The sequence below is a fragment of the Paenibacillus xanthanilyticus genome (assembly GCF_042682185.1).
Taxonomy (GTDB): domain Bacteria; phylum Bacillota; class Bacilli; order Paenibacillales; family Paenibacillaceae; genus Paenibacillus_Z; species Paenibacillus_Z xanthanilyticus.
The window spans coordinates 2,155,714-2,177,200 of sequence record NZ_JBHUHA010000001.1 but is presented as its reverse complement, the minus strand read 5'-3'; the positions used below and the strand labels follow the sequence as shown (position 1 = coordinate 2,177,200).

General features: G+C 57.0%; 20 protein-coding genes and 1 other annotated feature. Of the genes, 19 read left to right on the top strand and 1 reads right to left on the bottom strand.

The genetic code is table 11. The features are described from left to right. Positions 1–461 precede the first annotated feature (461 nt). The 12 genes from spoIIGA (at position 462) to ACFSKT_RS09220 (ending at position 11,360) form a co-directional block, all read left to right on the top strand. Complete coding sequence (spoIIGA, locus tag ACFSKT_RS09275) at positions 462–1,388, top strand: sigma-E processing peptidase SpoIIGA (RefSeq protein WP_377722459.1); 927 nt, start codon at positions 462–464, stop codon at positions 1,386–1,388. A 51-nt stretch (positions 1,389–1,439) separates the two neighbouring features. Next, on the top strand, positions 1,440–2,162 hold the full coding sequence (gene sigE / locus ACFSKT_RS09270) for an RNA polymerase sporulation sigma factor SigE (RefSeq protein ID WP_377491182.1): 723 nt from the start codon (positions 1,440–1,442) through the stop codon (positions 2,160–2,162). A 203-nt stretch (positions 2,163–2,365) separates the two neighbouring features. Beyond that, on the top strand, positions 2,366–3,148 hold the full coding sequence (sigG, locus tag ACFSKT_RS09265; protein WP_183597804.1) for an RNA polymerase sporulation sigma factor SigG: 783 nt from the start codon (positions 2,366–2,368) through the stop codon (positions 3,146–3,148). A 151-nt stretch (positions 3,149–3,299) separates the two neighbouring features. After that, complete coding sequence (locus tag ACFSKT_RS09260; protein WP_377722458.1) at positions 3,300–3,578, top strand: PRC-barrel domain-containing protein; 279 nt, start codon at positions 3,300–3,302, stop codon at positions 3,576–3,578. Positions 3,579–3,634: 56 nt separating this feature from the next. After that, positions 3,635–4,510 (top strand): peptidoglycan editing factor PgeF, encoded by an 876-nt coding sequence (gene pgeF, locus ACFSKT_RS09255; RefSeq protein ID WP_377722457.1) that lies wholly within the window; start codon positions 3,635–3,637, stop codon positions 4,508–4,510. Then, positions 4,507–5,232 carry a YggS family pyridoxal phosphate-dependent enzyme gene (locus tag ACFSKT_RS09250; protein WP_377722456.1) on the top strand — a complete coding sequence of 242 codons (726 nt, stop codon included), beginning with the start codon at positions 4,507–4,509 and terminating at the stop codon, positions 5,230–5,232. The genes pgeF and ACFSKT_RS09250 overlap by 4 nt, the downstream gene beginning before the upstream one ends. A gap of 49 nt (positions 5,233–5,281) precedes the next feature. Next, positions 5,282–5,743, top strand: coding sequence for a cell division protein SepF (locus ACFSKT_RS09245; RefSeq protein WP_377722455.1), 462 nt, complete (start codon positions 5,282–5,284; stop codon positions 5,741–5,743). Between the two features lie 7 nt (positions 5,744–5,750). Then, complete coding sequence (locus tag ACFSKT_RS09240; RefSeq protein ID WP_377722454.1) at positions 5,751–6,029, top strand: YggT family protein; 279 nt, start codon at positions 5,751–5,753, stop codon at positions 6,027–6,029. Next, the gene (locus ACFSKT_RS09235) at positions 6,026–6,805 is read left to right on the top strand and encodes a YlmH family RNA-binding protein (RefSeq protein ID WP_377722453.1); all 780 of its coding nucleotides are present in this window, start codon (positions 6,026–6,028) and stop codon (positions 6,803–6,805) included. Before ACFSKT_RS09240 ends, ACFSKT_RS09235 begins: the two co-directional genes overlap by 4 nt. A gap of 84 nt (positions 6,806–6,889) precedes the next feature. Continuing rightward, positions 6,890–7,387, top strand: coding sequence for a DivIVA domain-containing protein (locus ACFSKT_RS09230; RefSeq protein ID WP_377722452.1), 498 nt, complete (start codon positions 6,890–6,892; stop codon positions 7,385–7,387). 47 nt (positions 7,388–7,434) lie between these two features. Continuing rightward, positions 7,435–7,719, top strand: a binding site (T-box leader). A 56-nt stretch (positions 7,720–7,775) separates the two neighbouring features. Beyond that, on the top strand, positions 7,776–10,871 hold the full coding sequence (ileS, locus tag ACFSKT_RS09225) for an isoleucine--tRNA ligase (protein WP_377722451.1): 3,096 nt from the start codon (positions 7,776–7,778) through the stop codon (positions 10,869–10,871). A 183-nt stretch (positions 10,872–11,054) separates the two neighbouring features. Then, positions 11,055–11,360, top strand: coding sequence for a DUF5665 domain-containing protein (locus tag ACFSKT_RS09220; protein WP_377722867.1), 306 nt, complete (start codon positions 11,055–11,057; stop codon positions 11,358–11,360). 26 nt (positions 11,361–11,386) lie between these two features. Here ACFSKT_RS09220 and ACFSKT_RS09215 read toward each other — a convergent pair whose 3' ends face one another. Further along, positions 11,387–12,097, bottom strand: a complete 711-nt coding sequence (locus tag ACFSKT_RS09215) for a TraR/DksA C4-type zinc finger protein (protein ID WP_377722450.1) — start codon at positions 12,095–12,097, stop codon at positions 11,387–11,389. A 198-nt stretch (positions 12,098–12,295) separates the two neighbouring features. Between ACFSKT_RS09215 and lspA the strand changes: the two genes are divergently transcribed. The 7 genes from lspA (at position 12,296) to carB (ending at position 21,479) form a co-directional block, all read left to right on the top strand. Next, positions 12,296–12,832 (top strand): signal peptidase II, encoded by a 537-nt coding sequence (gene lspA, locus ACFSKT_RS09210; RefSeq protein WP_377722866.1) that lies wholly within the window; start codon positions 12,296–12,298, stop codon positions 12,830–12,832. Beyond that, positions 12,810–13,769 carry an RluA family pseudouridine synthase gene (locus tag ACFSKT_RS09205; protein WP_377722865.1) on the top strand — a complete coding sequence of 320 codons (960 nt, stop codon included), beginning with the start codon at positions 12,810–12,812 and terminating at the stop codon, positions 13,767–13,769. Before lspA ends, ACFSKT_RS09205 begins: the two co-directional genes overlap by 23 nt. A 448-nt stretch (positions 13,770–14,217) precedes the next feature. Continuing rightward, a complete protein-coding gene (pyrR, locus tag ACFSKT_RS09200) occupies positions 14,218–14,772 on the top strand; it encodes a bifunctional pyr operon transcriptional regulator/uracil phosphoribosyltransferase PyrR (RefSeq protein WP_377722449.1) in 555 nt (184 codons plus the stop codon). A 17-nt stretch (positions 14,773–14,789) separates the two neighbouring features. Next, positions 14,790–15,689 carry an aspartate carbamoyltransferase catalytic subunit gene (locus tag ACFSKT_RS09195; RefSeq protein ID WP_377722448.1) on the top strand — a complete coding sequence of 300 codons (900 nt, stop codon included), beginning with the start codon at positions 14,790–14,792 and terminating at the stop codon, positions 15,687–15,689. A gap of 23 nt (positions 15,690–15,712) precedes the next feature. Further along, a complete protein-coding gene (locus ACFSKT_RS09190) occupies positions 15,713–16,996 on the top strand; it encodes a dihydroorotase (protein WP_377722447.1) in 1,284 nt (427 codons plus the stop codon). Between the two features lie 141 nt (positions 16,997–17,137). After that, positions 17,138–18,283: a carbamoyl phosphate synthase small subunit gene (locus ACFSKT_RS09185; RefSeq protein ID WP_377722446.1), complete on the top strand. Its 1,146-nt coding sequence runs from the start codon at positions 17,138–17,140 to the stop codon at positions 18,281–18,283. Further along, complete coding sequence (gene carB, locus ACFSKT_RS09180; RefSeq protein WP_377722445.1) at positions 18,270–21,479, top strand: carbamoyl-phosphate synthase large subunit; 3,210 nt, start codon at positions 18,270–18,272, stop codon at positions 21,477–21,479. Before ACFSKT_RS09185 ends, carB begins: the two co-directional genes overlap by 14 nt. Positions 21,480–21,487 lie beyond the last annotated feature (8 nt).

The window sequence follows — 21,487 nt, the reverse complement described above, 5'->3', positions numbered from 1 at the left end:
GCAGTATGCTCGTAGCATAGCGTGGTAGGATGAACGCTCCCTCTTAAGAGGGAGCGTTTTTTGTGTTCCGCGAACGTGTCCAGCTATTGAGAGACTCTAGCAAGACAAGCGCGCGAATATCGCTTCAAGACTCGCGCCAGGCTCGCTTTCGCGCGGCCATCTGTCAGATTATCGGGGGGACACCCGCTTAATTCGAGAGGGTCAGACACGATCCGAGCGCCGACGGACAAGGCATCAACCGCACGCCATGCAAGCGAACGCCGCGCAGGCTGTGGAAATGCGGCGTCCATGCTTGTCCGGTCTTTGGCATGATCGCGGGCTTCTACCTCGACAAAAAAAGATCGCTCCTGACGGCATGTTTAGACAGACATTGTAATAGGCTTTAACTATACTAGACACAAGCCGCCCCACCTTCCTAGCGTGGCGCAGAAGCGGCAACCAAGGGCCTGTTTGGCAGGAAGGTGAACGCCCTGGCTCCTGTTTATATTGACGTGTATTTCATGGTGAACTTGTTGTTTAACGGCGGGGCTTTGCTGATGACAGCCTGGATACGAGGGGTTAAAGCTTCGTGGTGGCGGACATTGCTTGGCGCGTCGTGCGGCGCTCTCTATGCGGCCGTCGTGCTGTTTCCTCAGTTGGATGTGATGCTTTCGGTTCCCGTCAAGGTGCTTTTCTCGCTGGCCATGCTGCTGATCGCGTTCGGCTACGGCAGCCTGCAGACGTTCATGCGGCTGATCGGCTCGTTTTATATGGTGAATTTCGCGGCGGGCGGCGCGGTCTACGGACTACACTATTTATTGATGGATGCCGGCAGCAGCTACCGTCATGTGCTTGGGTTTCTGGCGGGCTCGGCGCAGCCGGAAATCAAAGTCGCCGCGGTGTTCGTGTTCAGCGTTGCCTGCGTATCGCTCTATGTGCTGCGATCGGTGATCACCTTTCGCAAGGAGAAGGCGCTCGTTCAGCAGCATCTGGCCAGCGTGACCGTCACGATCGGCGGACGACGGCAGCAATGCGTGGGTTTGATCGATACGGGCAATCAGCTCTACGAGCCCCTGACGCGGACACCGGTCATGGTCATGGAAGCCTCGCTGTGGCAGGATGATTTGCCGGATTCCTGGATGAAGGGCATTCGGGAAGCGCAGGTCGATAAACTGATCGCGCGAATGAGCGGCGACGTCTTCGAATGGCAGGACCGGCTCCGGCTTGTTCCTTTCCGGGGCGTGAACCGCGGTGCGCAGTTCATGCTGGCGCTCAAGCCCGATCTCGTCGTCATCGAACGCGAGGGAGAAACCTTTGAATCGACCAAGGTGTTAGTCGGCCTGGACGCCGGCAAATTAGTCGCAGATGGGGCCTACCAGGCAATTATCCATCCGTCACTGCTCGGATAACCGAGCGCGTCTGCACTTTAGCCACAGTACTTCGGGGAGGGATGGAGCACCATGCTCGTCAAATGGAAATTGATCCTGCAGTTATATTATTATCGCGTTTTGTTTTTATTCGGCCTGAAGAGCGAAGAAATTTATTATATAGGCGGAAGCGAGGCGCTGCCGCCGCCGCTCACCCGGGAAGAGGAAGAATACCTGCTGGAGAAGCTGCCATCGGGGGATACGGCGATTCGAGCCATGCTCATCGAACGCAATCTGCGTCTAGTTGTCTACATCGCCCGGAAGTTCGAGAATACCGGCATTCATATCGAGGACTTGGTTTCGATCGGTGCCATCGGCCTCATCAAGGCGGTCAATACCTTCGATCCCGAGAAGAAGATCAAGCTGGCCACCTACGCCTCCCGGTGCATCGAGAACGAGATTCTCATGTATTTGCGGCGCAATAGCAAGACGAGAACGGAAGTATCCTTCGACGAACCGCTTAACATCGATTGGGACGGCAACGAGCTGCTGCTCTCCGACGTGCTCGGCACGGAGAACGATACGATCTACCGGGGCATCGAGGAAGAAGTCGACCGCAAGCTGCTGCACAAGGCGCTGGATAAATTGACCGAGCGCGAACGCATTATCATGGAACTGCGCTTTGGCTTGGCCGATGGCGAAGAGAAGACGCAGAAGGATGTGGCGGATTTGCTCGGCATCTCGCAATCGTACATCTCTCGACTGGAGAAACGGATCATCAAGCGGCTGCGCAAGGAGTTCAACAAAATGGTCTAACACAAGGATGAAAACGCGAGAACGAGCGAAAATATTTTGTCAAGAAAGGCGGCCCGCGAAGACGGTCAACGCCCGACAACGACAGCATTCATACGGCTTTCCGCCATCGCCACGATGGACGGGAGGCCGTTTTGGCGTTCGGAATAAATTGGGGGGGCGGGGAGATAATGAACATTAATGTTTCTCCTTGGGAGGTAATCACGTTGACCCGAAACAAAGTCGAGATTTGTGGAGTGGATACCGCGAAACTGCCTGTTCTCACCAATGCCGAAATGCGCGAGCTGTTTACCGCGCTTCAAACGAACAACGAATGGGCAGCAAGAGAGAAATTGGTCAATGGCAATCTGAGACTGGTGCTCAGCGTCATCCAACGCTTCAACAATCGCGGTGAATTCGTCGATGATTTGTTCCAGGTCGGCTGCATCGGCTTAATGAAGGCGATCGACAACTTTGACCTCAGCCAGAATGTCAAATTCTCCACGTATGCCGTCCCGATGATCATCGGAGAAATCCGCCGCTACTTGCGCGACAATAACCCGATCCGCGTCTCGCGGAGCCTTCGGGACATCGCGTACAAGGCGCTGCAAGTCAGAGACAGCCTGACGAACAAAAACTCCCGGGAGCCGACGATCTTCGAAATATCCGAAGCGCTCAACGTCCCGAAGGAAGATGTCGTGTTTGCGCTCGATGCGATTCAAGACCCGGTCTCATTGTTTGAACCGATTTATCACGACGGGGGCGACCCGATCTATGTCATGGATCAAATCAGCGACGACAAGAACAAAGACGTGTCATGGATCGAGGAAATCGCGCTCCGCGAAGCGATGCACAAGCTGAACGAACGCGAGAAGATGATTTTATCGATGCGGTTTTTCGAAGGCAAGACGCAAATGGAGGTCGCCGACGAGATCGGCATCTCGCAGGCGCAGGTTTCGAGGTTAGAGAAATCGGCCATCCAGCAAATGCAAAAACACGTCAAAACGTGAACAGCCCTGGCAGGGCGAGCTTAAGGCCGGCATCCGCGGATGCCGCCTTTTCTTTTTGTCTCGCGGGGAGGACATATTGCCCAAATGGAACATATGATAAAAGAAAGCGGGCATAAGCCGATATTCCCCATGGAAGCGTGGTGACGGGCGCGTGAAAATATCCGACTTTCAAACGAAAGACGTCATTAATATCGTGGACGGGCGCAAGCTCGGCCAAATCAGCGATCTGGAGCTGGATCTGCGGCAGGGCCGAATCGATTCCATCGTCGTGCCGAATTACACGAAGTTCTTCGGCTTGTTTGGCGGCGGCGGAACCGACATGGTCATCCCTTGGCGCAACATCGTCAAGATCGGGACGGACGTCGTGCTCGTGCGCATTGACGACGCGAAAGCCTACCGGGGCGACGAAGAAGAGAAGGAAGCGCGGTAACGGCGTGCTCGCGGGCAATGCGGGCGGTATGGTACACTGGGCAAGAGGTGAGAGAGATGGAACCGTTCATATCGACAACTGCAGCGAAGTCGCCCTCGCTTTTTTTATTGCCGTCTTGGATGAAGGCGGACGACCGATTAACGGCAGGCTTCAGCAGCCGTATGGGAGGCGTCAGCGCCTCGCCATGGAACGAACTTAACGTCGGTCTGCATGTAGGCGATCGCGCCCAAGACGTCGTGCGCAACCGCGAGGTGATCGCCGAAGCGCTCGGGTGGCCGTTCGAAGCGTGGACATGCGCGGAGCAGGTGCATGGCAGCCGGGTGCACCGCGTGACGGCAGAAGACCGTGGACGCGGGCGGGAGAGCCGCGAGAGCGCGATCGGCGATGCCGATGCGTTGATGACGAACGAGAAGGACATCTTGCTGGCGTCCTTCTATGCCGATTGCGTGCCGCTGTATTTCTGGGATCCGCAGCGGGAGGCCGTCGCGCTCGCCCACGCGGGCTGGAAAGGAACAGTAGCTGAGATCGCCGTCCGGACGACGGAAGCGATGACGGAAGCGTTCGGAAGCAAGCCGGCGGAGATTCGGGCTGCGATCGGGCCTTCTATCGGGGGCTGCTGCTACGAAGTGGACGAGAACGTGCTTCGGCATGTCCGGCCTTTGTTGGAAGAGCTGAGCGCGCTGGGCATCGTGGAGGCAGACAGCCAGGAGCGGGCTGTTCTCCCGTCGTCACCGGGCAAGGCGCGGATCGACTTGAAAGAAATAAACCGACAGATTATGATAAAAGCAGGAATTTTGCCGACCCATATCGAAATAACACAGTGGTGTACCGGCTGTCGGACGGACCTGTTCTATTCGCATCGAACGGAGCAGGGGCGAACCGGCCGGATGGCCAGTTGGATCGGATTAGGAAGAGGTGCAGCACGCGCATGACAATGGCAGAGCGGATCGAATCGGTAGAGCGCCGGATCGTCGAGGCTTGCCGCAGAAGCGGCCGGGAACGGGAAGAGATTGAGGTGATCGCCGTCACGAAATACGTTGGCGTGGACACGACCCGGGAAGCGCTTCGGCAGGGACTTCGCCATCTGGGCGAGAACCGCTGGCAGGATGCATCCGCGAAGTGGCGCGAGATAAGCGGAGCAGGGGATGGCGGCGCGGAATACGAGGCTGCCGGGGAGCAGGCGATTTGGCATTTTATCGGTTCGCTTCAGACGAACAAAGTGAAGGACGTCATAGGCAAATTCACATACATACATTCCCTGGACCGTGAATCCTTGGCGGAAGCCATCGACAAACGGGCGGAGCAGCTGGGCATCGTCGTGCCCTGCTTCATCCAGGTGAACGTCTCCGGAGAAGAAAGCAAGCATGGTCTGACGCCGGAAGCGCTTCCGGCCTTTGCCCGTCAATTGGCAGATTGCAGGCATATCCAGCCTGTCGGGTTAATGACGATGGCGCCGCTGGATGCGGAGGCGGAACAATCGCGGCCTTACTTCCGCGCGCTGCGCGAGCTGCGGGATTCGCTGAACGGACAAGCATTGCTCCGCGAGCCCATTCGCGGGCTGTCGATGGGGATGTCCGGCGATTTCGAGGTTGCGGTAGAAGAAGGGGCGAATTGGCTGCGGCTCGGCACGGTACTCGTGGGCAAGAACGGGTAATGAGGGAACAAGGACTATTACACTTCCGTTAACCGGAGGAGGAGCGTGAATGAGCATGATTAATAGATTTATGAATTTTCTCGGGCTTCAGGAGGAAGAAGAGATTATCGAGAAGGAGCGGGTAGACGCGCGCGCGGATCAGGAGGAGTCGGAACATGAAACCACCCCGTTCGAAGCGCGTAGACATACTGCAAAGGCGAACAACGTCGTCAGCATTCACTCGCAGAAGAACGTCCGTGTCGTGCTGAATGAACCGCGGTCCTACGACGAAGCGCAGGACATCGCGGACCATTTGAAGAGCCGCCGTTCCGTTGTCGTGAATTTGCAGCGGGTTCGAATGGACATCGCCGTACGGATCGTCGATTTCTTGGGCGGTACCGTGTATGCGCTCGGCGGCAACATGTCGAAGCTGGGCCCGAATATTTTCTTGTGCACGCCGGATTCGGTTGATATTCAAGGCACCATATCGGAAATGCTGACGGAAGAGGCCGACTACAAAAAAATGAGGTGACCTTGGATTGGAAGATGTCGTAAGAGTTATTTATTATCTAGAAACGATTTATCGATATATGATCATCGGTTATATTCTGCTCTCCTGGCTGCCTAACGCGCGCGAGAGCTTCATCGGCGAATGGTTGGCTAAGCTTGTCGAGCCGTACTTGACGCCGTTTCGGCGGATTATTCCGCCAATTGGCGGGATGCTCGATATTTCACCCATCGTCGCCTTGTTCGCGCTTCATTTCGTGACGTACGGCATTATCGCGATCGTGCAGTTCATCGCGAATTTGTTCGTATGAAGCAGGAAGCCTACGTTCATTTTCATCCGGATGAGCGTCCGTTCGTGGATCGCGTCGTCGAATGGATGGAGCGGGCCGCGCATGGTCACGAGCTGACACGAACGGATTTCCTCGATCCGCGGCAAATCGAGATCGTAAGCTCGATTGCTAACCGGTACGATGTGACCGTCCGATTGTCCGGAGGCTACGAGGACGCGGAGCGGCGCAGGGCGCTGATCGCGCCGGATTACCGTTTTCTGGACGATGAGCCGGAAGGCATCGCGCTGCTCGAGATTACGAGCGACACGCAAGGTCATTTGGAGCTGGATCATGGCGATTACTTGGGGGCGCTGCTCGGACTCGGCATTAAACGAGACCGGGTCGGCGATCTTCACGTGCATCCGGAGTTTTGCCACTGTCTGCTGGACGAAGCGATAGCGGAATACGTCAACATTCACTTGCGCCAGGTGCACCGGGTCCATGTCTTGACGGAGCTGCTCCCGCTTGCTCGGCTGCAGCCGGCGCAGACGCAGCTGGAGACGATGAGCTTATCCGTGGCGTCGATGCGATTAGACGGAATCGCCAGCGACGTACACCGGATTAGCCGGACCAAAATCGTCGATCCGATCCGGGCGGGACGCTGCCGCGTGAACTGGAAAGTGGAAGAGGATCCGTCGACGCCGCTGAAGGAAGGCGATGTCGTCTCGATGCAAGGGCTGGGTCGATTCAAGATCCTGAGCGTCGAAGGGATGACGAAAAAAGGCCGTCAGCGCGTCAACGTGGGCAAATATCTATAAGACAGATGCAGGAATTTGAATGAATCTGTCGAATCCTACAGGTAAAATTCGGATTTATGCCCATCACATTCTGGAGGTGCGCCAATGCCGCTTACGCCGTTGGACATACATAACAAGGAATTTAGCAGAAGTTTTCGCGGATACGACGAAGACGAAGTGAACGAGTTCCTCGATTTGGTCATTAAAGATTATGAATCGCTCATTCGGGAGAACAAGGAATTACAGAATCAGGCGCTTGCGCTTCAAGAGAAGCTGAACCACTTCAGCAATATCGAAGAGACGCTCAGCAAGACGATTATCGTCGCGCAGGAAGCTGCCGACGAGGTGAAGAACAACGCGAAGAAGGAAGCGCAGCTGATCGTGAAGGAAGCGGAGAAGAACGCCGACCGGATCATCAACGAATCGCTCTCCAAGTCGCGCAAAGTCTCGCTTGAAGTCGACGAACTGAAGAAGCAGGCTTCGATTTACCGCGCGAGATTCCGCACGCTGGTCGAAGCACAGCTGGACTTGCTCAGCCAAGAGGGCTGGGACTCGCTTGACGCGGGCCCTGCGGCCGGCGCCGGCGAATTTACGCGCGGCTAATCCGCATTGACTTTTGACGAAGAATAACGTATAAATAACAATAATAATTACCGTCGATGACGAGAACGAGTACGCCAATGGGTTTGATCCCCAGAGAGCCGGCAGCTGCTGTGAGCCGGCGTTCAAGCCGTGGCCGAATATCCTCTCCGAGACGCGTCGCCGAAGCCGTGCCACGGGCATGGGAGTAAGCGATGCCGGGTGTCCGCCGTTACAAGGAACGGAAGACTGCGGTCTTCTTGCTAAGGTGCCGTGCGCAAGCGTCTCGTCAATAATTAACGAGTGCAGACGCGCCGGAACAAGGGTGGTAACGCGAGCCAAGCCTCGTCCCTTTTAGGGATGGGCTTTTTTTTATGCCCGGAAAGCAAAATGGTCAAAGGAGTTGTACATCATGCAGCGCGTAGACGTGAAAGAGAAAGCCAGAGCCCGCGAGCTTCGGGTACTGGAGCAGTGGAAGCAGGACGACACATTCAAGAAATCGGTGGATAACCGCGAAGGAAGACCGAATTTCGTTTTCTACGAAGGACCGCCGACGGCGAACGGCAAGCCGCATATCGGGCACGTGCTCGGTCGCGTCATTAAGGATTTCATCTGCCGCTACAAGACGATGTCGGGTTACCGGGTCGTCCGCAAAGCAGGTTGGGATACGCATGGCCTGCCGGTCGAGCTGGGCGTCGAGAAGCAGCTCGGCATCTCCGGCAAGCAGGACATCGAGAACTACGGCGTGGAAGCCTTCATCAAGAAGTGCAAGGACAGCGTGTTCGAATACGAGCGTCAATGGCGCGAGCTGACCGAGGCGATCGGCTACTGGACGAACATGGACGATCCATACATCACGCTCGACAACAACTACATCGAGAGCGTATGGAATATCCTTTCGACGATTCACGGTAAAGGCTTGCTGTACCGCGGCCACCGCGTAAGCCCATACTGCCCATGCTGCCAAACGACGCTTAGCTCGCACGAAGTGGCGCAAGGCTACGAGGACGTGAAGGACCTGAGCGCGACGGCGAAGTTCAAGCTGGCGGGCGAAGACGCGTTCGTGCTCGCATGGACGACGACGCCGTGGACGCTCCCGGCGAACGTGGCGCTTGCCGTCAACCCGGCGCTCGATTACGTGCGCGTGCAGGCGAATGGCGAGACGTATATCGTGGCGAAGGGACTCGTCGAGAGCGTGTTTAAAGGCGAGCACGAAGTGCTTTCCGCGGTGAAAGGCGCTGACCTGATCGGTCTGGCTTATGAGCCGCCGTTCAAATATGCTACGGTCGAGAACGGACACCGCATCATCCCGGGCGAATTCGTCACCGAATCGAGCGGTACGGGCATCGTCCACATCGCGCCTGCGCACGGCGATGATGATTACAAGGTTTGCCGCCAGAGCGAGGTAGGATTCCTGAACGTGGTCGACAACGCCGGTAAGTACATGGACGTCGTGACCGACCTGGCCGGTCGCTTCGTCAAGGACCCGAACACGGACATTGAGATCGTCAAAATGCTCAGCGAGCGCGGCCTGTTGTTCTCGAAGGAGCGTTACGAGCACAGCTACCCGTTCTGCTGGCGCTGCAAAACGCCGCTCATCTACTACGCGACGGAAAGCTGGTTCATCAAGACGACGGCCGTTCGCGATCAGCTGATCGCCAACAACAATACGGTGGACTGGTACCCGGGCCATCTGCGCGAGGGGCGTTTCGGCAAGTTCCTCGAGGATTTGGTGGATTGGAACATCAGCCGCAACCGCTATTGGGGAACGCCGCTCAACGTATGGGTGTGCGACAGCTGCGGCCAAGAGCATGCGCCGAACAGCCGGGCCGACCTGGTAGCGCGCTCGGTTCACCCGATCTCCGAGGATATCGAGCTGCACAAACCGTACGTGGACGACGTGAAGCTCAATTGCCCGCATTGCGAAGGCGGCGTCATGACGCGCACATCCGAAGTCATCGACGTCTGGTTCGACAGCGGCTCGATGCCGTTCGCTCAGCAGCATTACCCGTTCGGCGACGCATCCAAGTTCGAGGAGCAATATCCGGCGGACATTATTTGCGAAGGCATCGACCAGACGCGCGGCTGGTTCTTCAGCTTGCTCGCGGTATCGACGCTGTTCAATGGCAAAGCGCCTTATAAAGCGGTTCTCTCGACGGGACATATTCTCGATGAGAACGGCCAGAAGATGTCCAAATCCAAAGGCAACGTCATCGATCCATGGGAGATCATTGAGGAATACGGCACGGACGCGTTCCGTTGGGCGCTTCTCGCCGATAGCGCGCCATGGAACAGCAAGCGTTTCTCGCGGGGCATCGTAGGGGAGGCCAAGTCCAAAGTCATCGATACAATCGTGAACACGCACGCGTTCTTCGCCCTGTACGCGTCGATCGACGGGTACGATCCGGCGACTGCGGCTCCTCGCGTGTCGAACGCGAAGCTCGACCGATGGATCGTGTCGCGCTTGAACAGCCTGATTCTGACCGTGGAGAAAGGCTTGGCCGTGAACGACTTCCTCAACCCGGCCAAAGCGATCGAAGCGTATGTCGACGAGCTCAGCAACTGGTACATCCGCCGTTCCCGCGACCGTTTCTGGGGAAGCGGCTTAACGGACGAGAAGCTGGATGCCTACGCGACCTTGCAGCATGTGCTCGTGACGCTCGCCAAGCTGATCGCGCCGTTCGCGCCGCTCGTGGCGGACGACGTATACACGAACCTGGGCGGCGGCGGCAGCGTGCATCTGACCGACTACCCGAAAGCCGACGAGTCGGCGATCGACGCCGCGCTCGAGCAGGACATGGAGACCGCGCGCCAAATCGTCGAGCTGGCTCGCAACGTCCGCAACGAGACGGGACTGAAGACGCGGCAGCCGCTCTCCGAGCTGATCGTCGCGCTCGACCGCGATTTCGCGCTTGCCGAATACGAAGCGATCATCAAGGATGAGATCAACGTCAAGACCATCACGATCGCAAGCGGCGACAGCGGCTTCGTTGATTTTGCCTTCAAGCTGAACCTGAAGGTCGCCGGCAAGAAGTACGGTAAACACGTCGGACCGATCCAAGCATACCTGAAGTCGCTTTCGTCCGAGCAAACATCCGCTGTAGTCAAAGCCGGAGAACTTGCTTACGCGGCGGCAGATGGTGAGGAGTTGACGATCGCGATTGACGAGCTGCTGGTGGAAAAACAGGCGAAGGCCGGTTTTGCCTCGGCATCGGGTTATCAGCTGACCGTTGCGCTCAACACCGACATCACGCCGGAGCTGGTGCAAGAAGGCCATGTCCGCGAAGTCATCCGCGCCGTACAGGATACGCGCAAGAAGCTGGATTTGCCGATCGAGAAGCGGATTGATCTCGTGCTGGACGTGGACGGCGAGCTGCGCAGCGCGCTGGAAGCGTTCGAGACGGTGTTGTTCGAGAACGTCTTGCTAAGCAGCGTTCGTTACGAGAAAGCCGAAGCTATGGAGCGTGTGCAGGCAGGCGACAAAGAAATCGGGATTCAAATCGGTTAATCCGGGCATAGTAACCTGTAACAACCAGGCTCCGGTCGACCGTCTTATGCATATCATCGGAGGCCAGGGATAACGAACGCCCATGCTACGATGCCTGCCCGCGGCAAGAGGCCGTCGGCGGCATGGTGGCATGGGCGTTTTTTGGCGGGAGGGGAGCTTGGCTTGACCGACGAAGTAAAGGATATGAGCGCGATTCGGCGTTCGATGGATTTGCTGGACCGCAGGTTAATGAAGATTGCTGAAGACATGGAGCGGTCGCAGATGGCCGACTACGTGGACTTGCTTAATCGGCCGTTCTCGCTGATTTGGCGCAATGTGCTGGCAGGTACGGCAAGAGGCGTCGGTATCGCGGTCGGATTTACGTTTTTCGCCGCCACGATCGTTTACGTCCTGCAGCTGCTCGGCGCATTGAATCTGCCGATTATTGGCGACTACATCGCGGATATCGTGCGAATCGTGCAGCATCAACTGGATGTCAAAACGTATTAGGCCGGGCTTGCCTGCCCGGCCTACTGTTACGAAGATTCGAGACCGTGATCGCCCTCGTCGTTCTCCATATAATTGTAGTATTCCCGATTGCGGATGACGCTCACTTGGCTGCCCGTAATATCCGTCGCCAAGAAGCTCTCGATGGCCTCGACATAGCCATCCGGCTCGCCGGCCTCGATGCCGACGTAATCATACGAGTCGACGTCGCGGTTCTCGGAATAAGCAGGCGAATCGGAGTTGCCCCAGCTTTCGACGATCTGCCAGGCATCCTCGCCGTCGAAGCCGTTGTATTCATGTTCATCGAGACTCGACCGTCCGAACGGCGGATATAAGAACTCTTCCTCCACCGGACGATTGGACGACAGCTCCTGGCGCGGTGCGTGTTCAACGCTATACAGCGTCTCGGGTATCGCCTGCAGACGTTCGTAGGGGATCGGCTGGCCGGATGCCAGGCACACGCCGTACGTCCCGTTGTCCATGGCGGCCAGCGCGGCCGTAATCCGAGCTAAGCGAAGATCCTCCTGCTCCAGCAGGGCGATGTCTTTAGCGCGTTCGAACGTTTCGGTCGCCACGTCGGCGGGGTGGTTATCGATGGTCGACAGCTCGCCGCTTTCGTCGCGCTGCGATCCGGCGAGCCCGTAATGTTCATTATTGGCGAGCCTCTCTTCGATCCGGCGTTTCTCCGTTTCGAGCCGGGCTCTAAGTTCGCTTAGCTGAACAGCCGTCAAATCCGTCAATCGAAGCACTTCCTTTCGTCGGGCGTAGCGGAACTCGTTACGATGGTTAGTCTGGTCTTCGCCGGTTCGTTTTAGAATGCTGCAGCACCCTCAATTGAAGGCATGGCAGGGGGATTTTGCCGCCTATCGACGAAAATAAGCCGAATTCGCTTCCGCAGCCCGGTAATCGCTGGTCGATGGACTGATGATTATGCTACAATGTTTGGGACGAGGGGGAGTGGTGTCTTGCGGTTTTATTACTACTGGATCGCATTGTTCGTATTTGTCATTGACTACGTGACCAAAAAGGTGATCGAAAACAAGCTGGAGCTTCACGAGATCATTCCGGTAATCGGCGATTTCTTCGTCATTACTTCGATCCGTAACCGGGGCGCGGCATTCGGCATCCTTCAGGAACAAAGATTTTTCTTTATTGCGATAACCCTTGTCGTCGTAAGCGCGATCGTCTGGTATATTCACCGTAACCGGAACGGGCGTCCGTTGCTGCTGGTCGGCCTGGGGCTAGTCCTTGGGGGCGCGGTTGGCAATTTTCTGGATCGCGCGCTTTATGGCGAAGTCGTGGACTTTTTACAGTTTACGTTCGGCAGCTATGTATTTCCGATCTTCAATATTGCGGACACCGGCATTTGCGTAGGCGTCGGCCTGATTTTGCTTGATTCGTTCCTGTCGATGAAGAATGAGAACCAAGAAACGAGTGACACGCGTGAACATGATGGACAGCAACCTATTCAATAATGAAGATGACAACATCGGCGAAGAACCGGTCGAGTTCGTCATTCGCGGCGAAGAAGCCGGGGAACGCCTGGATAAATTCGTAACGGAGAACATGTACGATGATGCCATCTCCCGCACGCAGGTACAGGATTGGATTAAAAACGGGAATGTGCTCGTGAACAGCCGTACCGTGAAACCGAATTACAAAATTGCGGATGGCGACGTTATCGTGGTGACGGTTCCCGAGCCGGAGAGTGCGGTCATCGAGCCGGAAGCGATTCCGCTTGAGGTCGTGTACGAAGATCGCGATGTGATCGTCATCAACAAACCGCGCGGCATGGTCGTCCATCCCGCGCCCGGCCATTCCTCCGGTACGGTCGTCAATGCGCTGATGCACCATTGCCAGGACCTGTCCGGCATTAACGGCGTTTTGCGTCCAGGCATCGTGCATCGCATCGACAAGGATACGTCTGGACTGCTCATGGTGGCCAAGAACGACCTTGCGCATGCTTCGCTCGCGGCTCAGTTGAAGGAGCATTCGGTGACGCGGAAGTATATCGCGCTCGTCCATGGCAACGTGCCGCATGATCAAGGGACCGTGGACGCGCCGATCGGCCGGGATCCGAAAGACCGCAAATTGTTCACGGTTACGGAGAAGGGCAGTAAGCACGCGGTGACGCATTTCATGGTCGTCGAGCGATTCGGCGATTATACGCTGATGGAGCTGCAGCTCGAGACGGGACGTACGCATCAGATACGCGTCCATATGAAATATATCGGTCATCCGATGGCGGGCGATCCGGTGTATGGCCGCAGCAAGACGATCGGGCTGAAAGGTCAAGCGCTCCATGCCGCGGTACTGGGCTTTGTCCATCCGCGGTCGGGGGAGGAACTTGTCTTCGAAGCGCCAATGCCGGCTGATATGGAACATGAGCTTGATATTCTCCGCAAACGTTAATCGTGGCAACACGTGCATGAAGGTAGGATCAATACGTAGTTGTGAAGCAAGCAAGCCTCTAATCGTCGAGAAATCGGCTGATTGGAGGCTTTTAACTTATAAGGGAAGAAGAGGCGCCCAGCATTTCGCTTGCAAGAGTTTGTCGAAATTGAGGGGATGATATAGTTGACATCCCTAACGAACCATGGCATAATTCCAGTAATGAACTTCAGTACCTTTAAGATCAGTCCAGAGAGGCTGGCAAGGTAGCGTGAATAGTTGAGCCCCTGCGGCGACATGGCAGATTCCTTTGTCGAACCCTCGTACATTGGTGTATTCTGTCTGCCTCGCATGCTCAGATTTGACTCGCACACTCCTTGCCGATATGGCAAGGAGTTTTTTGTTCGCGCGTAAGCAAGCAGTGAATAAGTTTCCAGACCAAGCAGAAGAACGGAAGGAAGGGAATGCATTGAGCAATGAACGCATTCTGATGGACGAAACGGCAATCCGGCGGGCGCTAACGCGAATCGCGCATGAGATCGTGGAGAAGAACAAAGGCATCGAGGGCTGCGTGCTGGTCGGCATTCGGACAAGAGGCATTTATCTGGCGCAGCGGATCTCCGAACGGATTCAAGAAATCGAAGGCCTTCCGATCGAGGTTTGCGAGCTGGACATCACCTCTTATCGCGACGACCGCAACTCCGGAATTGGCAGCTCCGCTTCGGCAGAGACGGCCGCTGCATCCGAGCAAGCCATGCGTCGTAATCATGTGCAGGACAAGCGCGTTATCCTGTTCGATGATGTGCTGTACACGGGACGAACCATTCGCGCCGCGATGGATGCCGTCATGGACTGCGGCCGTCCGCAGACGATCCAGCTGGCCGTGCTGGTAGACCGGGGACACCGGGAACTGCCGATCAGACCGGATTACGTCGGGAAGAACGTGCCGACCTCCAAGCAAGAGGAAATCGAAGTGTCGCTGATGGAAATCGACCAAGAAGATAAAGTAACGATACTGCATTAAAAGGGGGCAAGCTGAAGATGACGACGACACAATTGAAACAACGCAGCTTACTCGGTTTAAAAGAACTTGATCGGGAAGAAATTCTCTCCATCCTCAACCGGGCCGCTTATTGGGAAGCGCAGCAGGAAAAGGTGAAACCAGTATTGCCCGGGAAATTCGTCGCTAACATGTTCTTCGAGAACAGCACGAGAACACGCTTCTCCTTCGAAGTCGCCGAGAAGCGTCTAGGGACGGAAGTGCTGAATTTCTCCGCAGCCGTCTCGAGCGTACAGAAAGGCGAATCGATCTATGATACGGTGCGTACGCTCGAATCGATGGGCATCGACGCTGGCGTCATCCGGCTGAAGCCGATCGGCGTCCTCGCGGATCTGGCAACGAAGATTCGCATTCCCCTCATTAACGCAGGCGATGGCAACAACGAGCATCCGACGCAGGCGCTGCTTGATCTCTACACGATGCGCAAGCAGTTCGGCGAACTTCGCGGCCTCAACGTTTCGATCATCGGCGATGTACAACACAGCCGCGTAGCTCGCTCGAATCTGTGGGCGCTGCGCAAATTCGGCGCCAACGTCTCCTTCTGCGCACCGGAAGGCATGACGGCCGCGGAGCTTGATGCGCCGCATATCTCGATCGACGAAGCGCTGAAAGCCGACGTGATCATGATGCTGCGTGTGCAGCTGGAGAGACACGAGAATGGCTTGATCAAGTCCGCGGAGGAATACCGCCAGCAGTACGGTCTAACCGTTGAACGCGCCAAGCGGATCGCTCCGCACGCGATTATAATGCATCCGGCCCCAATCAACCGCGGCGTCGAAATCGACGACGAGCTGGTCGAATCGCCGCAGTCGAGAATCTTCCCGCAAATGCAGAACGGCGTGCCGATCCGAATGGCCGTCATTGAACGGGCGCTCAGCTAATTAAGGAAGGGAGATAGACAAGCATGGCACTTTGGGTATTGAACGGAAGCATCTGGGACGAGAATGAAGCGAAACTGGTAAAGAAGCATGTGCGCATCGAAGGCGGCATGATCGAAGCGATCGTAGAGGGCAGCGAGGCGCCGGATACGAACGGGCACGAAACGATCGACGCGGCCGGCAAGCTCGTATCGGCCGGATTTATCGATATGCACGTCCATCTTCGCGAACCAGGCTTTGAGTATAAAGAAGATATCGCGAGCGGCACTCGCTCGGCCGCCAAAGGCGGATTCACGACGATCGCCTGCATGCCGAACACGCGGCCGGTCATCGACACGCCGGAGACGATTCGGTACATACTGGACAAAGCGAAGAGCGAAGGAATCGTCAAGGTGCTGCCGTACGCGGCGATCACGAAGAACGAGCTCGGCCGCGAGCTGACCGATTTCGCAGCATTGAAGGAAGCGGGCGCGATCGGCTTTACGGACGACGGCGTAGGCGTGCAGAATGCCCAAATGATGAAGAACGCCATGAAGTTGGCGCACTCGATGGGGATGCCGGTCATCGCGCACTGCGAGGACGATTCGCTCGTGGAAGGCGCTGCCGTAACGGAAGGCAAGTTCGCCGAGAAGCACGGCCTCAAAGGAATCCCGAATGAATCCGAAGCGATTCACGTGGGACGCGATATTCTGCTCTCGGAGGCGACGGGCGTGCACTACCATGTCTGCCACGTCAGCACCGAGCAGTCGGTTCGCTTGATCCGCCAAGCGAAAGCGATCGGCATCAATGTCACGGCCGAGGTTTGCCCGCATCACTTAATCCTCTCGGACGAGGACATCCCGAGCATGGACGCCAATTGGAAAATGAATCCGCCGCTTCGGTCGCCGCGCGACGTGCAAGCGGTCATCGAAGGGTTGGAGGACGGCACGCTCGACATCGTCGTCACCGACCATGCGCCTCACAGCGCGGAAGAGAAAGCGCGCGGGATGCAGTTGGCGCCATTCGGCATCACGGGCTTCGAGACGGCGTTCCCGCTGCTCTACACGAAGTTCGTTGCCACGGGCAAATGGACGCTCGGCTTCCTGCTCAAGCGGATGACGCAAGACCCGGCTCGCGTATTCGGCTTGGCTGAAGGCAAGCTTGCGGCGGGAGCGCCCGCGGATCTGACGATCGTCGATCTGGAGAGCGAGCGCGAGGTGCAGCCGGAGACGTTCCTCTCGAAAGGGAAGAACACGCCGTTCGGGGGATGGAAGCTGCAAGGCTGGCCGACGGCAACAATCGTGAACGGAAAGCTGGTTTGGTCCGAGTAAGGTTGAACGATTCAAGATTTAGCCGGCAACGGCAGTCCTTATAGATGAAATGGGTACAAAAGCGCCGAGTGCCGGGCGGAGCGCCGCTCCGGGCAAGGCGTGCATAACAAGCAGGCACAGAAATCAGAAGGAGTGATAAGCATGCAAGCAAGACTGCTGCTCGAAGACGGAACGCTGTTCACAGGCACTTCGTTTGGCGCCGAAGCGCAATCCGCAGGCGAGGTTGTATTCAATACGGGGATTACAGGCTACCAGGAGGTATTGTCCGACCCTTCCTACTGCGGTCAAATCGTCACGATGACGTACCCGCTTATCGGCAACTACGGCATCACGCGCGATGATTTCGAAGCGGTTCGCCCGTTCATCCACGGCTTTGTCGTGCGCCGTCACGAAGAGGTGCCGAGCAACTGGCGCGCGGAGTACACGCTCGGACGTCTGCTCAAAGAATACGGCATTCCCGGCATTAGCGAGATCGACACGCGCATGCTGACCCGCAAACTGCGTCACTTTGGTACGATGAAGGGCCTGCTCACAACGGGCAACGAGCGCATTGAAGAGCTGCAAGAACGCCTGCTCGGCACGACGCTGATGCGCGATCAGGTCGCTCGGACGTCGACGAAGAGCGTCTTCTCGAGCCCTGGCGACCGTGAGCGGATCGTCCTGGTCGACTTCGGCGCAAAGAGCGGCATTCTGCGCGAGCTCACCAAACGCGGCTGCGACGTCGTCGTCGTGCCGCATGATACGACGGCCGACGAGATCCGCCGGCTTAATCCGGACGGCATCCAGCTGTCCAACGGACCTGGCGACCCGAAAGACGTTCCTTACGCGGTGAAGATGATTCAAGAACTGCTTGGCGAATATCCGATCTTCGGTATCTGTCTTGGCCATCAGCTGTTCGCCCTCGCATGCGGCGCTGATACGTCGAAGCTGAAGTTCGGCCATCGCGGCGGCAACCATCCGGTGAAGGAGCTGGCGACCAACCGCTGCTACATCACTTCGCAGAACCATGGTTACACGGTTCTCGACGACACGATTGCCGGCACGAAGCTCGAAGTGACGCACATCAACAACAACGACCGGACGATCGAAGGCTTGAAGCATGCGGAATTCCCGGCATTCTCGGTGCAATACCATCCAGAGGCGGCGCCGGGGCCTTTCGACTCCAGCTACTTGTTCGATCAATTCCTGGATATGATCCGCAACCATAAGATGAGCACCCCGCAACAACCGCGTCAAGCACAGCTTGCACAGGCATGGAGAGGAGAACTGCAATATGCCCAAAAATAATGAACTCAAAAAAATTCTCGTTATCGGTTCCGGTCCGATCGTTATCGGTCAAGCGGCGGAATTCGATTATGCCGGCACGCAAGCTTGCCAAGCGCTGAAGGAAGAAGGCTACGAGGTCGTCCTGATTAACAGCAACCCGGCAACGATCATGACCGACACGAACATGGCCGACAAAGTCTACATCGAGCCGATTACGCTTGATTTCGTCACCCAAATCATTCGCCAAGAGCGTCCGGATGGCTTGCTGCCGACGCTCGGCGGCCAAACAGGCTTGAACATGGCGGTTGAGCTGGCGCGCGCCGGCGTGCTGGAGCGCGAGAACGTGAAGCTGCTCGGCACGCAGCTGACGGCGATCGAGAAAGCGGAAGATCGCGACCTGTTCCGCGAGCTGATGCGCGAGTTGGAGCAACCGGTTCCGGAGAGCACGATCGTCACGACGGTCGAAGCTGCGGTTGAATTCGCGAACGAAATCGGTTACCCGATCATCGTACGTCCGGCGTACACGCTCGGCGGCACGGGCGGCGGCATTTGTGCGAACGAAGAGGAACTGCTGGAGACGGTTGCTTCCGGGATTCGCTACAGCCCGATCAGCCAGTGTCTGATCGAGAAATCGATCGCCGGCATGAAAGAAGTCGAATATGAAGTGATGCGCGATGCGAACGATAACTGTATCGTCGTCTGCAACATGGAGAACTTCGACCCGGTCGGCGTGCACACGGGCGACTCCATCGTCGTGGCGCCAAGTCAGACGCTGTCCGACCGCGAGTACCAGATGCTCCGTTCGGCGTCGCTCAAGATCATCCGCGCCCTGAACATCGAGGGCGGGTGTAACGTGCAGTTCGCACTGGATCCGTTCAGCTACCAATACTATGTCATCGAAGTGAATCCGCGTGTCAGCCGCTCTTCCGCGCTAGCCTCGAAAGCGACTGGTTACCCGATCGCCAAGATGGCGGCGAAGATCGCAATCGGCTACACGCTCGACGAGCTCGTCAACCCGGTCACCGGTCAAACGTATGCTTGCTTCGAACCGACGCTCGACTATATCGTATCGAAAATCCCTCGCTGGCCTTTCGATAAATTCATTAACGCGAACCGGAAACTTGGGACGCAGATGAAAGCAACGGGCGAAGTCATGGCGATCGGCCGCACGTTCGAAGAATCGATGCACAAAGCGGTACGCTCGCTCGAAATCGGCGTGCACCGCATTCACCTGAAAGATGCGCACGAGCTGTCGGAAGACGTGCTGCGTACCCGTCTGCAGAAGCCCGACGACGAGCGCATGTTCCTGGTGGCGGAAGCGTTCCGCCGCGGTTACCAGCTGCAGGAAATCCAGGATTTGACGAAGATCGACTGGTGGTTCCTCGATAAGCTCGAAGGCATCGTGAAGTTCGAGAACGAGCTTCGCGCGGCGGCAAGCCTGACGCCGGAACTGCTGTACCAAGCGAAGCGCAAAGGCTTCTCCGACCGTTCGATCGCTGAGATCCGGACGGAAGGCGGCAATGCGTTGAATGAACACGACATCCGCACACTGCGCCTGTCGCAAGGCTTGAAGCCGGTCTACAAAATGGTCGACACGTGCGCGGCCGAGTTCGAAGCGACAACACCTTACTACTACTCGACTTACGAGACCGAGAACGAAGTCACCGAGACGACGAAGCAAAAGGTGCTCGTACTGGGCTCTGGTCCAATCCGTATCGGTCAGGGCATCGAGTTCGATTACTCGACGGTTCACGCGGTATGGGCAATCCAGGATGCAGGTTACGAAGCGGTCATTATCAATAACAACCCGGAGACGGTTTCGACGGACTTCTCGACGAGCGACCGCCTTTACTTCGAACCGCTCTTCTTCGAAGACGTCATGAACGTTATCGAGCAAGAGAAGCCGATCGGTGTCATCGTGCAGTTCGGCGGCCAAACGGCGATTAACCTCGCGGCTCCGCTGACCAAGGCCGGCGTGCGCATCCTCGGCTCCGATCTCGAGAGCATCGATGCGGCGGAAGACCGGAAGAAATTCGAAGCGCTGCTTCGCAAACTGAATATCGCGCAGCCGGAAGGCAGCACGGTAACGTCGGTTGATGAGGCGGTAGGCACGGCGCAGAAACTCGGTTATCCGGTGCTCGTCCGCCCGTCGTACGTCCTTGGCGGCCGCGCGATGGAAATCGTCTACTCCGACGAGGAGCTGCTGAGCTACATGGTCGAAGCGGTAAAGATCAATCCGGAGCATCCGGTCCTGATCGACCGCTATATGCTGGGCAAGGAAGCGGAAGTCGATGCGATCTGCGACGGCGAGACGGTGCTCATCCCGGGCATCATGGAGCATATCGAGCGCGCGGGGGTTCACTCCGGCGACTCCATCGCGGTGTACCCGCCGCAGCATCTGTCCGCCGAGTTGAAGCAGCAAATGGTTGACATCACGATCAAGATCGCGAAAGAACTGCGCGTAATTGGTCTGGTCAACATCCAGTTCGTCATCTTCCAGGATCAAGTATACGTCATTGAGGTCAACCCGCGTTCCTCGCGTACGGTACCGTTCCTGAGCAAAGTAACGAATATCCCGATGGCGAATCTGGCCACCAAAGCGATCCTCGGGCAGAAGCTGGCCGACTTGGGTTACCAAGAAGGACTCGCGCCAGAAACGGATTACGTATCGGTCAAAGTACCGGTATTCTCCTTCGCGAAGCTGCGCCGCGTTGATCCAACACTGACGCCGGAGATGAAATCGACGGGCGAAGTCATGGGCCGCGATCAACAATATGCGAAGGCGTTGTACAAAGGCTTGATCGGCGCGGGCATGCGCATTCCGCCTACGGGCGCGATCATTGCCACGGTGTCCGATAAGGACAAACCGGAAGCGATCGAGATTCTCCGCGGCTTCTACGAGCTGGGTTACAACATCATCGCTACGGGCGGCACGGCCGATGCGCTGGAAGGCGCGGGACTTCGCGTGAAGCGCGTCAACAAGCTGACGGAAGGCACGCCGAACATTCTGGATCTCATCCGCGACGGGCAGGCGCACTTCGTCGTCAACACGCTGACGAAAGGCAAAACGCCGGAGCGCGACGGCTTCCGCATCCGCCGCGAGGCGGTCGAGAACGGTGTCGTCTGCATGACGAGCCTGGATACGGTTCGCGCGCTGCTCAACATGCTCGAGGCGATCAATTTCTCCTCGCGTCCGATGCCAGTGCTGCAGCCTTAATTTTGAAC